This window comes from Gaoshiqia hydrogeniformans, assembly GCF_049347105.1.
In the GTDB taxonomy this organism is placed as follows: domain Bacteria; phylum Bacteroidota; class Bacteroidia; order Bacteroidales; family Prolixibacteraceae; genus Gaoshiqia; species Gaoshiqia hydrogeniformans.
In genome coordinates, this window is sequence record NZ_CP186334.1 from 1,225,184 (window position 1) to 1,241,221 (window position 16,038).

The 16,038-nt window shown below is 46.8% G+C and carries 9 protein-coding genes; all 9 read right to left on the minus strand.

Annotated features, from left to right (window positions below; all coding sequences use genetic code 11):
* Positions 1-14: 14 nt before the first annotated feature.
* Positions 15-1,208, minus strand: coding sequence for an N-acetylglucosamine-6-phosphate deacetylase (gene nagA, locus ACOIT5_RS05055; RefSeq protein ID WP_423129376.1), 1,194 nt, complete (start codon positions 1,206-1,208; stop codon positions 15-17).
* A 15-nt stretch (positions 1,209-1,223) separates the two neighbouring features.
* Positions 1,224-2,576 carry a sugar MFS transporter gene (locus ACOIT5_RS05060; protein WP_423129377.1) on the minus strand — a complete coding sequence of 451 codons (1,353 nt, stop codon included), beginning with the start codon at positions 2,574-2,576 and terminating at the stop codon, positions 1,224-1,226.
* A gap of 74 nt (positions 2,577-2,650) precedes the next feature.
* On the minus strand, positions 2,651-4,771 hold the full coding sequence (locus ACOIT5_RS05065) for an alpha/beta hydrolase family protein (protein WP_423129378.1): 2,121 nt from the start codon (positions 4,769-4,771) through the stop codon (positions 2,651-2,653).
* A gap of 192 nt (positions 4,772-4,963) precedes the next feature.
* The gene (locus ACOIT5_RS05070) at positions 4,964-6,319 is read right to left on the minus strand and encodes a Gfo/Idh/MocA family protein (protein WP_423129379.1); all 1,356 of its coding nucleotides are present in this window, start codon (positions 6,317-6,319) and stop codon (positions 4,964-4,966) included.
* Positions 6,320-6,356: 37 nt separating this feature from the next.
* Positions 6,357-8,669, minus strand: a complete 2,313-nt coding sequence (locus tag ACOIT5_RS05075; protein WP_423129380.1) for a glycosyl hydrolase family 28-related protein — start codon at positions 8,667-8,669, stop codon at positions 6,357-6,359.
* A gap of 200 nt (positions 8,670-8,869) precedes the next feature.
* Positions 8,870-9,790, minus strand: a complete 921-nt coding sequence (locus tag ACOIT5_RS05080; RefSeq protein WP_423129381.1) for a hypothetical protein — start codon at positions 9,788-9,790, stop codon at positions 8,870-8,872.
* A gap of 119 nt (positions 9,791-9,909) precedes the next feature.
* Positions 9,910-10,881 carry a DUF5017 domain-containing protein gene (locus ACOIT5_RS05085; RefSeq protein ID WP_423129382.1) on the minus strand — a complete coding sequence of 324 codons (972 nt, stop codon included), beginning with the start codon at positions 10,879-10,881 and terminating at the stop codon, positions 9,910-9,912.
* Positions 10,882-10,902: 21 nt separating this feature from the next.
* A complete protein-coding gene (locus ACOIT5_RS05090) occupies positions 10,903-12,765 on the minus strand; it encodes a RagB/SusD family nutrient uptake outer membrane protein (RefSeq protein WP_423129383.1) in 1,863 nt (620 codons plus the stop codon).
* A 24-nt stretch (positions 12,766-12,789) separates the two neighbouring features.
* The gene (locus tag ACOIT5_RS05095) at positions 12,790-15,948 is read right to left on the minus strand and encodes a SusC/RagA family TonB-linked outer membrane protein (protein WP_423129384.1); all 3,159 of its coding nucleotides are present in this window, start codon (positions 15,946-15,948) and stop codon (positions 12,790-12,792) included.
* Between the last annotated feature and the right edge of the window lie 90 nt (positions 15,949-16,038).

Here is a 16,038-nt window from a genome sequence, read left to right on the forward strand (position 1 = left end):
ATTTAAACTGTTTATTAGTTCTTTGAATATACTTCCTTACCTGCCAATATGGTTTTTTGAATAGAAATACCGCCTTCTTCGAAATCAAACAGGATCAGATCAGCGCGCTTGCCCTGCTTGACCTCACCAATATTGTTAAAATTGAGACATTTAGCTGGATTAGCGGTGGCCATCTGAATGGCATTATCAAGTCTACATCCCACAAACTTCATCATATTCGAGACGCACACAACAAGTGGACTTGCTGCTCCCGCCAGTACATTTTCGGTCGGATATTTTGCTACATTGGGTGTTAACACAACAACTCTCTCTACCCGGATGTATTCGCCCGGAGGAAGACCAGCCAGATCCAATGCATCTGATACAAGCACAGTGTGCTCAAGACCTTTCATTCTATAAAAGCATTGTATTTCATCTTGATTCAGATGAAATCCATCAGTAATAATCGTGGCAGTAATGCGGGGATCTGCCAACTGTGGCCATAATGGATTAAGGTGACGATCAATCAGGTTGGCGCAACCGTTTCCCAAATGCGTTGCCATAGAAGCACCGGCATCGGCAGCCTGTTTTATGATATCAGCCGAGCCGTTGTGATGTCCCAAGGCAACAATCACAGCTGCTTCTTTACATTTCCGGATGAAGGGGATGGCACCACTCATCTCCGGCGCAATCGTTATCAGCCGAATCTGGTTGCGGGCTGCTTTTTGCAGTTCCGAAAACTCATCCCAATCAGGTTCCCGGATATATTTTTCAAGGTGTGCCCCCCGAAATCCCTGAATCGGGGAAATATAGGGCCCCTCTAAATGGAAACCCGGGATAGACAATCCAATTTCTTCATCATCAAGAGCACTGGCAAGTACCGAAAAACTCGTTTTAAGGTTCGTTTGATCATTGGTAATTAGAGTAGGGAGAAATGTTGTAACACCTTCTTTCCACAACGCCTTTGTAACCTTGTGCAAGTCTTCAATAGTCAAGTTCTGGTCCGAAAAATCAACCCCTAAAAAACCGTTGATCTGAATGTCAATTAACCCGGGTGCAATATATTTACCTTTGGCATCAAGCTCTGCGGCTCCCGGTACATCCAAATTACCTTCGGCAACCACCTCTATAATACCGGACTTAACAATAACAGTCCCATTTTCGACGATGCCGACTGGAGTTATTACCTGCCCGTTAAATATCTTCAAAAGTGTATTTTCTGAATTCATAATTTGTTTTAAGTTTTACTTAACGATTAATGAATAAGCTAAAGTTTTCAAGGACCAGTGTTTGACCCGGTAACCGTAATAGGCATAATAAACCAGGTATGCATAACATGGCAAAAGCACCCAGTATGCGATGCGGGGATTGTGAAGGTCAGCAATATACCCATAAATAAGCGGGACAATTGCACTGCCGCTTAATCCCATTACCAGGACGGATCCTCCCATTTTGGTAAACCGCCCTAATTCACTGAGGGCCAATGGCCAAATTGCAGAATACATCAAAGAATTGGAAAGACCTAGAAGCACCAGAACCCATATGGACAGGTCAGCAGTATGTCCAAGAAACCTAACCCGACCTTGCACGATAAAAAATAACAGGGTCAGCACAATAGCCGATGTAGTGCATATACGAAGTATATTGAGGTGATTGATGTATTTGGGAATAAGGATAATCCCCAACAAAAACCCCAACATGGTTATGCTTAAAATATATGACGGGAATACTTTTGCTTCCAGCAACGGTAATCCTAATGCTTGGGCATACCCGATTATGGTGTTGATTCCAACAACCTGTGATCCCACATGAAGAAATATTGCAATTCCCCCTAAAATAAGGTGAGGGAAATGGATGATACTGGTTTTACCGAAATTTGCATCAGTTATTGCCGGATTTTCATGATTGGTATCTATTTCCGGCAAAATAGAATATCGGATCATCAATCCAAGCCCAAAAAGGATAATTGCCAAAACAGAATAGGGTACAACGACTCTTTGGATCAGTTCGTCCAAGGCAGCATTTTTTGCGAACTCGTCCATAATTGGCAACTGACTGAATAGCTCGGTGTCAGTTGGCTTGAGTATAGCTGCGGCCAGTAATAAGGGGGCAATAATTCCGGCGGTTTTATTACAGACACCCATAATACTCATCCGCTGTGCCGCTCTTTTCTTCGAACCAATTATCGTGATGTAGGTATTGGCCGCAGGCTGCAATATGGCCAAACCGGTTCCGATTGAGAAGAGCCCCAAAAGGAAGATCCAATAAGTACGAGTCAGTGCGGCAGGCACAAAAATAAGGGCGCCAATGCTCATAATCCAGAAACCGATCATGATCCCTCGTTTAAACCCAACTCTTTCTAATAAGTGCGCCGCCGGTATGGCCATCACAAAATAGGCTATGTAAAAGGCAAAAGCCACCAATAACGACAGGGCATTATTTAACTCACATGAAATTTTAAAATAAGGAATTAAAATCGCATTAATCCAGGTTGTAAAACCGAAAATAAAAAACAATAATGCAATAATCACTATGGAAATGACGGTGTCGCGCGTCGACAAAGAACCGCCATCCACAACTTCTAATTTCTTTTTCACATTCTAAATTTTTATTCGTTAATATTCATATTCGAAACAGCAGATTCTCATCATTTCATTTATCAAAGCTTTACTTACTTGATAACAGACTCCATCTCATGGTTAAATCTTATACTCCCTCGACTTCCGTATCTTTTTTTCAGCGTGTCAAATTCAAACGCTACTTCTTTTAATTGATTCCCGGACAGTGAATTCCCTGAAACAGTTACCGGATCAATAAATTTAATGTCTTTTGAGGTGATGGCTGCTGCCAGGGAAACATCGCCCCATGAAAGAATGCCCGGCAAATGAATGGCCATCGAGAAAAACTGAAGCCCTTCGCGGGCATCAAAAAGATAGCTGGCAGGGGACTCCCGCAAAATGATGTGCCCGGGTTTCCCGTCATACAGGACGGCGTAAAACAAAACGGCCAGTCCAGTTTCCCGTATGGCGTCAAAGTTCACAATCTCCACGGAGCAGTTTTCCTGCAGAAATTTCACAACCAAACTGATCTCGTTTACCCATTCGCCCATGACCGTTCTTCCCAACCACAACTCAGCGCGGGCCAAGGTGTGAAACGGGCCAAGAATTCCCTGGTCAAATGCATTGGCGCCGGCCGATGAGGCTTCACCCGTACCAAACAGATCAACGATCACGATACCCGAGCCCTTTCGTTTTAAGTCGTCAATTAGCTCAAATAATAGCTGATCTTTCCCGTTAGGATGAAACAAAATAGTGTACCCCAGCGCTTTGTTCACCGGTGCCATGTGTAACAGGGGAATGAGTTTGCCGTCGACCGTCTCCAAAGCAAACCTGTCCCAACCATCTTTGCAGGAATACGGATGTACCCTTTTTATGACGGAAAGGGAATCAATCCTTAAAATATCTTTCAATTCGCTCCTTTTCAGGTCGATATTAATTTTGGTTTGAGATGACAATTCATTTTTAAGCTCGCTTCCCTTTTGCTTACAATACTCCTGTATACTGGCAACCCCAAGGTTTCTTTCTCCCGGGGCAAATACCATCAACTGTTCCGTGGCGAGTGTTTTGAAATCATTTTCCTTTACCGGCGAGCCATCGCCAATTTTCTTCAGGTGGCGGTTAAACCAACCAAGCATCGCTTCACGGTCTTCCCGTGCGTAGCCGTGGATAAGGTCAAAAAGCTGATACTTCAGATTATCCCCGGCCCCCAGCATCTCAAACACGGGCTTGGCATTCGCGTAAGTTCTCAGCATTTCGGAAGGTAAAAAAGCAGCGTTACTGTCCTGTGTGTGATTTTGTATCAGAATGGCCCGTGGAGCCACCAAAGCCAGAATGCCCGACTCTTCCGACAGGGTAAGCCCGTCGATTTCCAACTCGCATACACAATTTGATCCCATGATATAGGATTCGAATGTCCCTACGCTTACCACTGGCGATGCAGCTTTTACACGGTCGTCCATAGCAGTAACCCACATAGTTTGGTTTCCCCCGCCACTGGCGCCTGTGGCCCCGATATTTTCAGCGTCAACGTAAGGCAATGAACAGAGTAAATCGATGCCCCGCATATTTTCGGAAACCTGGATACCCAGCAGCGACGTTCCAATATTCATCAGCGAAGCGCCCAGGTTGGTCCCGTGATATTCAAATTCACCATGAATTGTACCGCGTTCCCCGCCACCAAAGGCATCAATACACAAACACACATATCCCTGTAAAGCCAGCGAATGAGCTACCGACTGCACTGCGGGCGCCATTTTGGCCTCTGGCAAATGGCCGTGCATTTTTATCACCGCAGGAAATGGCCCTTCACCATCCGGAACATACAGATTAGCCGTAGCATACAATCCCGGCAGGGTTTGGAAGAATATATTTTTGACCTTATAACCTTCCATTTGAATGTTCTCTGTTTCGTGCATATCCAAAGGCAGGTTATGATCGACAAAAATTCCGGTTTTATCGATGACCTTCTTTCTTAACCGGGACTTAAATATCTCCCATTCCTCCCTGGTTTCCGGAAGGTTAAACTGCATGAATCTCATGGAGGCTTCGTGTCTTAACCGGCTTGCCACGATGTCTGGATGATTTTCTGTAAAAACTGTAGGCAGGCTATCCGTTTTTAACGGGCTAACGCCAATTGCCGACTGATGAGAACTTCGATTATTCGCCCTCTTCTCACACGCTCCCTGTAAAACTAAAATGCCAATACACAAACAAATCGTCAACAAATGTTTCACTTGTTTATTTTTTTCAGATTGATGCCCGAAATTTAGACGTAACAACTTTGTTCAAAGGTGATCCAGTAATTAAACACATTGCGAAAAGCAGGAAATAGCCATAAACCATTCGTCCGATTGGGGCAACCTTTTCTCATAAGGCTATTTGACCTGCTTTTTTATTTTATCCCGGAATTAACCGGATATTTTAACCTATCCGTTCCAGGACTCCGGAAAATTCACCAGATCAGCTATTTTTACTTTCTGCCCGGTTTCGATAGACTGACGGGCTGCAATCCCAATCAGGCTGGATAGGATCCCGGCCCGGCTCCCGGCCCGGCTGCCCAGCGGGTCAGGCGTTTGCGGAACGAAAATGGCATCCCGTAGCCGGTCGTCTGCCCCGCCGTGTGCCCCGGTTGCCGAACTTAATGCCCAAAATCTGCTTGTTTCTCTGTCCTTGGTCAGCCTAAATTCTGTATCGCCTTGTACTTGCCATGGTTGTTTATGATTTAAACGTACTTCCAACCTTCCATTTTCGCCGGAAAAACAAATAAATTGCCCTTCAAATGGCAGGTAAGTATTCATAGAATAAGTCAACTGGGTGCCGTTGCTGTAATTTACCTGTACCGATTGCGTATCGTAGCTGTCAATTTCATTGTCCCAGACGCAACCATCGCGGTAATATCCATCCACATCTTCACAATCAGCATATAATTTCATGGAACTGCTGTCTTTGGTCATGTCCCAGTAAAACTTACATTTATCAGTGAACGGACAACTACGACAATTGCGTCCCCGGAAACCATTATTGCTTCCGTAAAATGCCAGCTTTCCGATGGCCTGAACGTCAACCGGTTCCGCATCCAGAAGCCAGTTTACCAAGTCGAACTGATGTGAAGATTTATGCAGCAATAAAGACCCTGAATATTTCTTTTTACCATGCCACCGCCTGTAGTATTGTGCCCCGTGGTCGGTATTGAGGCATTCCTGGTATTCGATGGCAATAATCTTGCCCAGTTCCCCCGATTGAAGTATTTTCTTCATCTCGATCGACTCATTCATGTGCCTGACATTGAACCCCACGTAAACTTTCTTTCCGGTTCGGTTTTCCGCGTCGGCAATACGCTGGCACTGCTCCGCACTGATGGCCAGTGGCTTTTCCGAGAGGACATCGCAGCCAAGTTCCAATGCCCGCACAATGTATTGTTCATGAAAACAATCGGTTGTAGTGACAATCACCAAATCGGGTTTTGTATCCCGGATCATCTGGTCGAAATCCTTTGCTTCGTATGTTTTGGCATTGACCCCCATCATTTCCTTCGCAACTTCCATGCGTTTGGGGTTGATATCGCACAAGGCGACCATCTCGACATGGTCGTTGTAATTTTCAATCACCGGTATCCCCCAACTGTAAATCCCGCGGGCGCCCGTCCCAACCATAGCGAGTTTTGTTTTTGAAGAAGGTGCCTGCTTTTTGTCGCCCGCAAATGAATAAAGCGGGAAAACCGTAGCGGCAGCAGCTATCTTAGCCGTGTTGCCTAAAAAATTCCTCCTGTTGATTGTCGTCATGCTAAATGGTTATTTATGCTGATTAATTTTAATTTCGTCAATCCTGGTTGATCATGACATTTCCGATGTATATTGACCCGGGCAGCGGTTCTGCTACACCGGAGGCCAGTTTCCATACGTACTGTCGTCCCGGGGGTGTAGGATTTCCAATTTCGCCGGGTATGCCCATGATATTCAGGTAAAGCGCTGAGTTGGGGGCTGCTACAAAATAAGAATTGCACTTCTGTGTATACATGTCGTAACATTGGTCGTAACCGCCTTCAAAAGAGATCGTTGCATCCGGCGACATGTTGTAAATGGCGCAAACGCCTCCTGACTCCCCGCCAAACCGGTTATCAATGCTGATGATCTTGCCGTAATTGTCAACCCACCTTAAGCTGTCGTTTAACGTCCACGCCACGCCCTTGATCGTATCGCCTTTCATGGCCCGGGGAACACCCAGCATACTCTCAATAATCAGGGTACCGCCGGCCAGATTCTCGAAAAAGCCATTCCTGTCAGTCAAGAAATTATTCTGCCCCCAGAAGTTTGAGAACTTCACCAAGGTGTTCGATTTCAACAAGGTCTTGCTGATCACATTGCTGTTGATCACCTGAAGGGTGGCATTTTCGGTTGCCGACGGGGCCACGCAAACAAGCGCCGTGTCGCAATCATAGAAATTACAGTTATTCACCATCACCGAGCTTTTTGTCGATGAACCCGGGCTCATCTTCATCCCGTTGGAAAATTCGCGCAAGCCGATGTTCTTAAATGCGAGCGTTTCATACGCTTCGGCTGTGAACGCGTTAAACGTGCTATCTCCGGTCAGGAACGAAAAACCGCTGCCCATAAGGGTCACCGAAGCGGGCAGATTTAAGGTTTTACCAATCTTGATGCTCTTTGGAGGCAACAAAACGGCAGTCCCGGGTGTGCGCCCGGCCTCATCCAGCACCTGTTGTATGATATCGGAGTCATCGGTTATGCCGTCTGCTTTTATGCCGTAGTCGCCGGCATACAAGACATGGGGAAACGACTTTGGAAACTTTTTGGAGAAAACAGGGTCGTTGCTTTTTTGCTTTTCTGCCAGTGATAGCTGCGATGGGGCAGTACGCACATATGGTAGGGCTGCATCGGGCATCGACACGTCGATATTGCTGCTGTTGTAGTCTAACATATAATGAAACTGGCTCTCGATGGGCAACAGCTTAAAATACCGCTGGTCTTCAAACGTTTCGGCAGTGGCCGGTATATTCCAAACCACGGCTTTCACATCTTTCCCCGAAAGGTCTTCGTTCTCCAAAAACGAAAAGACCGTGAGAAGGGCGTCAAACGCGATAATCCCGGGGTCGGGGCAACCACCGCAAACATTATTGAATTGGCAATTGTTCACGATGAGCGTGCCTCCCATATACCACGGCCGGCTAATAAGTTTAACCACACTCATGGGCCGCACGGAGTTAAATGTGGAGTTGCGGCAGGACAACAACACCGTGTTGCCTTCGATCCAATATTGCGGATGGTCTGAATCGGGCGCGCTGCAGTTCAGGTTTTTGAGCTCCACTTTGCCGCGAAGGAGCATCACTCCCCCCTCGCAGGCCGGGGCTGCTTCTATCTTACAGTTTTTTACAATGAGCCCATCAGTATCGATACTGAATGCCCGGATACAATTTTTAAACTCATTGTCAAAAATATTGATGATCGTCGAATTGTATTGGTGTACAACATCCGACCAGTCCTCTTCGCCTATGATTTTGAGAAAGCCGTATGCATCCTGCTCAACAACATAGGGACCGACATTGACAAATCCGCCGCCCGCGATTGGCCTTTTAAAGGAATCGCACCAGATCGCTTCAGAACTCGAGTTTTTAAATTTGCACCCCGACACGATCATCTTCGACTGGTCTCCATTGTTGGTCCAGACCTGGATATGGCTCCGTCCGCCCTCAAACGTCAAATCCTCGATAATCGAGCGGTAGGCCTTGTGCTGATAATAAATTGCTTTTTCGGGGTTGGTTTGTTTCAGGATAGCCTTTCCCACACCCTTTAAATACATTTCACGGTACCCCACCAATGTATTGGAAAGCAGGTAAGTCCCGGCAGGAAAAATAACCATAGGGTATGCGGCCTCCGAGCTACCGTTATACCATCCTTTCATGGTATTCACAATGATGTTTTTCCGCTGTTTATAGGCATAATTCAATGCCTTTTGAACAGCTTCGGTGTCATCGGTAACACCATCGCCCACCGCGCCGAATTCTTTGACATCCACCACATCTTTATAAATATAATCCGATGCGCTTACCCTTTGTCCGAAAACGGCGGCAAAAGCCAAGCAAACGATGAACGTGATATGTTTTAGGTTTTTGATCATCCTCGTAAGTTAATTTGATGGAATTTTTGACTTTTTTTGTTGCCGGCCATCTTTGCGGCCGGTAGCAGGCCTCCCTTTTATTTCAGGCGCATTTTGTTTGGGACCAAAACAAAAAGGGAAATGAAGCCAATTACAAGCACCCTGCGAGAGGGCCCTGTAATTGGCATTTTCTGACCTTTACTACTAATTCTAAAAACTACCTATTTTGTGTCTACTTTTTCAAGGCTGATGTTGGTAAACTGAAGGACCTCGCCATCTTTCTGTCCCAAATTGGCCAGGACCAACACCTGAACATATTTTGTGCCAGGCCAGAATGTACTCCTGGGGGCGCCGGATTTGACAACCGGCTCAATGGTCCCTTCAACTTTCGTCCATTCCGGAAAGTTCTTTTTCGCGTTAAACACGTACATGTACTGGCCGCTCAGCAAATGTGCGCGCACTTTAATCCCGGACTTGAAATTAGACGCGAGCGGTTTGGCCAGGGTCGCTTCCCAGTAACCATCCTTCTTTACCAGTTTTTCCACCGTATAAAATTTTGGGTTTGGCAGGTCTTTGTATTCACCGCTGTCGTCAACGTCGAAAACAATTGTCAGTCGTTTCTCCCAAAATACCGGTTCCCAGTTCGATGCATCCTTGACCCGTACGACACTTTCTCCCTTTGCAACATTGCCCTCCAATGTGGTTTCGGTTTGTTCGACCGGGCTCACTGCCGTTGACGCGATCATTTTTTTGTTTTCGTCAAACTGGTACAGTCCCACATACACATTGTTGATTTTATCGTTGCCTGATTTGATCATGGCAGAAAGCTGGTACTGGCTGGTGGCATCCACGGAGATAAATTCCAGGCTGTTTACACTCGTGCTGTTTTCCACCTCAAAATACCGGGCCTTGTCGGGACCACCCTTTTTAAGGATTGTTTCAACGTTTTTCCAGTTAGCTATTCCCTGTGATGCATCGCTGTTGACCACCAGGTTTTTTGAAGCGGCACCGGAAACAGTCTTTTTTTTATCCGATTGGTTCCCGCTTGCGAAAGCAGTTAGTACGGCCAGGCTTAAACACAAACTGAACGAAGCCTGGATAACTTGTCTGTTGACTCGGTTGAAATTGAATTTGTAACCCATTTTTTTCCTATTTAAGATTAATTACTCCATAAATCCGGGTATCTTCCCTTTTAAATATCCATTGCTAATCTCATTAATACGCACCAAATCCGTTAAACAGCATTTTTGGCATCTGCTTGCTATTCGGTAATGGTCAGTGTAATTTCCCTGATGATTTTCTTCTCATCATCGATTGAATTATTGGACGCAACAAAAACAGCCTTATAGGTCCCTGTCTTCGTGTAGGTATACCGGTAAACGTGAACTTCGGGGTTGGACAGGCCTTTGATCGCTGTTGCCCAGTCGGGCCCAAGGTCGACTTCAGTTGTATTTATCGGTTTACTTACGGCCCAATGTTCGCTGAGCGGATCATTATACGGACTGTCGGGGACATATTTTGGATGGCTCGGAGAATAGTATTCGTTGCCATAAAGGGTCACACGGGTATTTGTTACGCTGGCCCGGGCAGGGGCGTTTTCTTTGTTTTCATCAATAATCCGGAAACCGGCGCCTACCTGGTCGGTCAAATTTAAAGCTACTGAACCATCAAGTGTTGCAATACTGGTTACCACAAAACTCTGAATGAACCATTGGCGCGCCAGGCCATTTATTTCCTGCGGCTGCGTGACATACTTAAACGCTATGAAAATGGGCTCGTCGTCAACCATCAAATCCGATATATCCACGTTGCCCGAAGCTTTGAAGGTGGCGTTAGTGCCTAACAAAAACCTCGTGGTGATATCGGTCCAGGTAGCGGCTTTGACAGTTTCAACACTGCTGTAATCACCGTTGAAGTCGGAAGACGCCATAACCGAAAGCTGGTTGGCCTGGGTGCCCGACTGTACACTGCTTTGAAATTGCATCGTGGCGCCGGCCCCGCTCACATTAACCACCCGTCCTTCCTTAAAGGCATAATCTTTTAAGGTTTCGCCGGAATAAAATGAAATAATGTGGGCATCTCCCCCTTTTATATCAAAGGTAATTTCTTCCCCGACCTGGTAAGTGGCGGAGTTGGTTGTCACATCAAAATCCGGCATGTCGACTTCGATTTCCCGCTCACAGGATGCCATAACGAGCAATCCAATGATCATATGATAATATTTGAACTTCATACTCTTTGTTTAAAGGTTAAATTAATTCCAGCCGGGATTTTGTACCATTGCCCGGTTTGTGGTGATTTCCTTTTCCGGGATAGGCATCAGCAAATCCCTTTCCGTGGCATTTTTAAATTTTGTTATGATCAGGGCACCGGGGCTTTCTTGTTCTAATCGGTTGGTCATTTCCTGGTAAACCGAAAGGAAAATTCCCCAGCGCAACAAGTCGCCTTTTCTGAATTTCTCGAAACCCAGTTCCCTCATCCGTTCATCCTGGATCAGGGAGAGAAAACTTTCTTTTGAAGCGGTTTGTTCGGCAGTCAGGTCAGCTTCTTCTTTGCTGTACACGGTAGCGATTGCCTCGGCGCCGATTCCGCCGCCGCCCGAAATCGTAATGGTCGGGGCAGAAGAATAATCGCCTTCCTGGAAATACCGGATACCGGTCAAATCACGGTCTAATGTAATTGTCGTGACTTTTCCTCCCGATATTTTCGCCGTGGCTGTTGCGCCGCTGCCAGCATCTTCGGAAAAGGTAACAACCGGGGCTGAAGTATACCCGGAACCGCCATTAGTCACGGTGATCGTTTTGACACCGGTTGACCAGGCCCGTCTCCTGATGCGATTAACCGCCTCAATGGCTTCGGGGGTTGGCCCGCCGTTGATTTCGTTTTCGGCCTCAGCGAACATCAGCAGGATATCGCTGAACCGTAAAATCTGATAGTTCTGGGGTGTTGTCACGCTGTGCTTTGGATAGAGGACTTCAAATTCCCTTCTCCATTTTCCCGGGTAAAACCGCTGTGCCCTGTTTTTTTCTTCTTGGGTGGCCGGGATGTTATACAGATTTTTTGTACCATTAGGCACAGGCGCCGCCGTGGTACCGAGGTAGTAAAAATGGCCAATGCTCCACCATTTTCGGTTATCACCGGGTTCAAAAACGTCGTAAAACCGGGATGTAATATTCACATAGGCTTCTGCCCCACCGGTTCCATTTGGCTGATTGGCACACCTGATACCATTGATAGCGCCAATATTCCCGGTTTCAATGTACTGGTCCTGCCGGTTGCCCCAAAATTCCACCTCCCAAATACTTTCCTTGATATCATATTCATCCCGGGCCAATTTGATAAAGACGTCCGGGTAACTTGGATTCAAATCATGTCCGGCCTCAGCATCGTCCATCACCATTTTTGCCCACTTCCGGGCTTCGGCATAACGGGTTTTATCGTTCAGCGGCGCCCCGGCCATGTGCAGGTTAACACGGGCCAACATACCACGGACTGCTGATTTATTTACCTGACCACCATAGCCAAGTTCAGCAATTCCTCTCACCAAAGGCTCTGCATCTTCCAGGTCTTTTATGATTTGCCTGTAGGTTTCCTCCAGGCTTGCGCGCGGAACATCCACCTCGATCACCGAGGACGTTGGTTCTATTTTTAAAGGAACCCCGCCGTAATATTGCGCCAGCGTGAAATAATAGTACGCTCTTAACAACAGCACTTCCCCGCGGACCGCGTCCCTGATCTCCCGGGCAATCTCCGGGTTCTTATCGACATTGGCCAGCACCACATTGGCGCGGTTTATGCCATCCCACAAGTTGCCCCAAAGGCCGGTACTATAATTCTCAGATGAGCTATAAAAATAGTTTCCCGGATGGATAATCAATCGGTTCATGTATCCTTCTTCCCCGTGCCAGTCATACAGGTAATTCGCCCATGCCCCGTGCAACTGGTTTGCCCCAAGGTTGTTGTAGACACTTGCTTTTGCGAAATTCAACTGCGCTTCGGTTGTATAGAAATTCCCCGGGTTCAGAAAATCGGTCGGTTTTGTTTCCAGGTAGTCCTTGCACGAAACCAGGCTCATCAGGAAAATCAAAACAGGTGTATAATAATATATCCTTTTCATGTCGTTCAATTTTTTATTAGGTTTCTAAAATGCCATGTTGACACCAAAAACATAGGTTGGCGATTTTGGATAAGAAGAATAGTCGAATCCCGGTGTGAGCGCACTGTTTCGGACAGAGACTTCGGGGTCCATGCCTGAATAGTTGGTCCACACGGCAACATTTTGGGCCGAGAAGTTGAGTGACAAACTACTCAGATACGCCTTCTTAATGTATTTGGCCGGAATGGAATAGCTTAACGACAAGGTCTTGAAGCGCAGGTAGGACCCGTCTTCAACGACTTTTGAATTATGAAACCCGATAGGGCCCTGTCCGCGGGCGCGGAAGTTCTCGTTGGTCGGGTTTTCGGGCGTCCAACGGTTTGCGTAACTGGCAAACTGGTTGGTGTTGGCGTACAAAACACCGTTACCTTCAAAGATCAGCCGGTTGGCATTATAAATATCGTTTCCGTACGACCACTGGAAAAACGCGCTCAGGGTGAAACCTTTGTACGTAAAATTATTGGTAAATCCTCCCGTATGTATTGGCTGTCCCCTGCCGATAAAGGTGACATCGGCATCGCTTACAATACCGTCGCCGTTCAGGTCGCGGTATTTTATATCGCCCGGCTGAATGGAACTCCTTGCCGTGCCGTTGGTTGGGACTGACGGTTTTAGGACATATACGTCCGGAGCCGGGCTGTCAAAGTCCTCAAACTGGTAGTTGCCTTCCCAGATATAGCCGATCATCATGCCTGCAGGTTTGCCAATTTCTGCCAGATAAAGCGGACGCGAATATTGCGATACAAAAGGCACTTGTGTCGGCAGGCTTTTTTGGCCGTCGGCCAGTTCCATCACCTTATTCCGGTTAAAGCTGATATTGAAATTAGACTTCCAACTGAACAACCTTTTTGAAACATTAACGGTATTCAGGGTAAATTCCAGCCCTTCATTCCGCATCTTTCCAATATTTTTTACGGCAGCAGCAAATCCTGTTGTCGGAGGCAATATCGCGTTCAACAGCAGGTCTTCGGTGGTTTTGCGGTACAAATCAACTTCAAACGATATCCGATCTTTAAAGAGCCCGATCTCATACCCCATATCGAGTGTGTTCAATTTCTCCCACCGTAAAGCCGGGTTGCCCACCGCCGCGACATACACGCCCCCTGTCGGCGTCTGGTTATTGAAAGAATAACCGTTTGTCGTTTGGACTAAGCGCTGGTAAGGTTCAAAATCCCCGATCTGGTTATTGCCGTTGCTCCCGTAACTGACCCTGAATTTGGATGTGGAAACGAATGGAAACAGGCTCTTAAAAAATACCTCTTTGTGCATGTTCCAGGCAAAAGCCACCCCGGGGAAATATCCCCAGTGGTCGATAAATTTGGAAGACCCGTCGGCCCTGAATGTACCGGTAATGATGTATTTCGACTTATAATTATAGTCCAGCCTCCCGGCGTACGACACCATCGTATTCTGGCTTGAACCGGAAATCGGGTCATAGGCAACCCCTTCGTCCAGGCCATCCATGCCAAGTTGTTCGTTGGGCAAAAACTTACTGCTGTACCCATTGGAAGAAAAGTCCGTTCCATTCAACGAAAACAAGCCTAATGCAGTTATGGTATGGTCCTTTTTGATGGTCGTTTTGTAGGTTAGGGTATACTCGTTGGAATACGTGATCGACAACCTGTTCAGGATTGATCCGTTAACCCCGTTCAGGTTACCCGGATGGGCGCCTCCCTGTGAAGTTTTTGAGTTACTGAAACGTTCCTGCGTAATATCATTTCTCAGCATGCCGGCGGTTGCTTTAAACGTCAGGCCTTTGGCAATTTCGTAACTGATATAACCGTTGGCATTCAACTGATTTAACTTGTAAATCTGGTGCTGGTTCCTCATATCCAACAACGGGTTTACCCGGTAGTCCCCGGCGGCAACATTGTCGTCAAAAAATTCATCGAGAATATCCACATCCGGGTTATAGGAAACAGGACGGTACATCCAGGTCCTGGCCAATATATAAGTGGTGGGGTTCGTTACGGTAGGCGACTGGCTGACAACCTGCCCGTATTGTTTTACATCACTCGTATTTACGGTGATGCCTACCTTTATTTTCTTACTTACGGAATGATCAAGTGTTACCCTCCCGGTATACCGTTTAAGGCCGGTATTGATGATAACGCCTTCCTGGTCGAAAATGGAACCAGAGATGGAATACTTGGTCTGTTCGGTCCCACCCCTTATCGATAAGTTATGTGTCTGTAATTTCCCGGTGCGCAATAAATAATCCTGAAAATTATTCCCTTTCACATCGCGGTAGTCTTCCAGGGTTTTGCCATCGGCAAAATAGGCCGGCGTGTTGTAGCTAACCGGGTTAAACTCCACCTGGTATTTTACAAATTCGTACGGGCTCATCAACTCCACGGGATCCGGGTTTAACTGATACCCCATAGAACTGGAGAAGTTGATTACCTGCTTGCCGGCCTTGCCCCTTTTGGTTTGGATCAGGATAACCCCGTTCGCCCCCCGCGAGCCATAAATTGCTGTGGAGGACGCATCTTTCAATACCGTCAGCGATTCGATCTCTTCCGGGTTCAGCGATACCGTGCTTGGATTTTCGACCGGAAAGCCGTCAATGACATACAGGGGGGTATTGCTCTGGGTCAACGAACTCACACCGCGGATGACGATATTCATTTCAGACCCGGGTTGCCCGTCGCTTGCGCTGACCTGTACCCCCGCCATACGACCCGCTAAAGACTCAGTGAACGAACTCACTGCCGCAGCTTTGGCCATGTCGGTAACCGGCGCCACCCCAACCGAACCGGTCAGGTCGGGTTTCTTAACCGTACCGTAACCAATGGCCACAATTTCTTCCAGCCCAATGGTTGCCGTTTGCATGACCACATCAACCCGTTGTTTGTTCTTTAGGGCGACTTCCTGCGTTTCCATGCCAATGAATGAGAACACCAATGTTTCACTGCCTGTTGCGTTTGTCAAGGTGTAATTGCCATCCATATCGGTAATCGTTCCCTTGGCTGTGCCTTTGACCACAACGCTCACACCGGGGAGTGTTTCCCCGGCTGCATCCCGGACTGTGCCACTTACGCTGAAGCTTTGCGCCAGGAGAGTTCCCGAACCAAGAAATACAAATGCCAAACATAGCCATGTAATCCTGATCCGGCTTTGTATTCTATACGTTTGTTTTTGCATAATGAAATTTATTAAATGATAGTTAGCAATAGTAATAACTTCAATCCGGAGTAACCTGTACTTCCAGCATAAGAATCGATTGATTTACCC

Excerpts from the sequence above, each read along its gene's own strand:
- nagA (WP_423129376.1), bottom strand. The coding sequence starts at position 1,208 with ATGAATTCAGAAAATACACTTTTGAAGATATTTAACGGGCAGGTAATA.
- ACOIT5_RS05070 (WP_423129379.1), bottom strand. The coding sequence starts at position 6,319 with ATGACGACAATCAACAGGAGGAATTTTTTAGGCAACACGGCTAAGATA.
- ACOIT5_RS05075 (WP_423129380.1), bottom strand. The coding sequence starts at position 8,669 with ATGATCAAAAACCTAAAACATATCACGTTCATCGTTTGCTTGGCTTTT.
- ACOIT5_RS05080 (WP_423129381.1), bottom strand. The coding sequence starts at position 9,790 with ATGGGTTACAAATTCAATTTCAACCGAGTCAACAGACAAGTTATCCAG.
- ACOIT5_RS05085 (WP_423129382.1), bottom strand. The coding sequence starts at position 10,881 with ATGAAGTTCAAATATTATCATATGATCATTGGATTGCTCGTTATGGCA.
- ACOIT5_RS05090 (WP_423129383.1), bottom strand. The coding sequence starts at position 12,765 with ATGAAAAGGATATATTATTATACACCTGTTTTGATTTTCCTGATGAGC.
- ACOIT5_RS05095 (WP_423129384.1), bottom strand. The coding sequence starts at position 15,948 with ATGCAAAAACAAACGTATAGAATACAAAGCCGGATCAGGATTACATGG.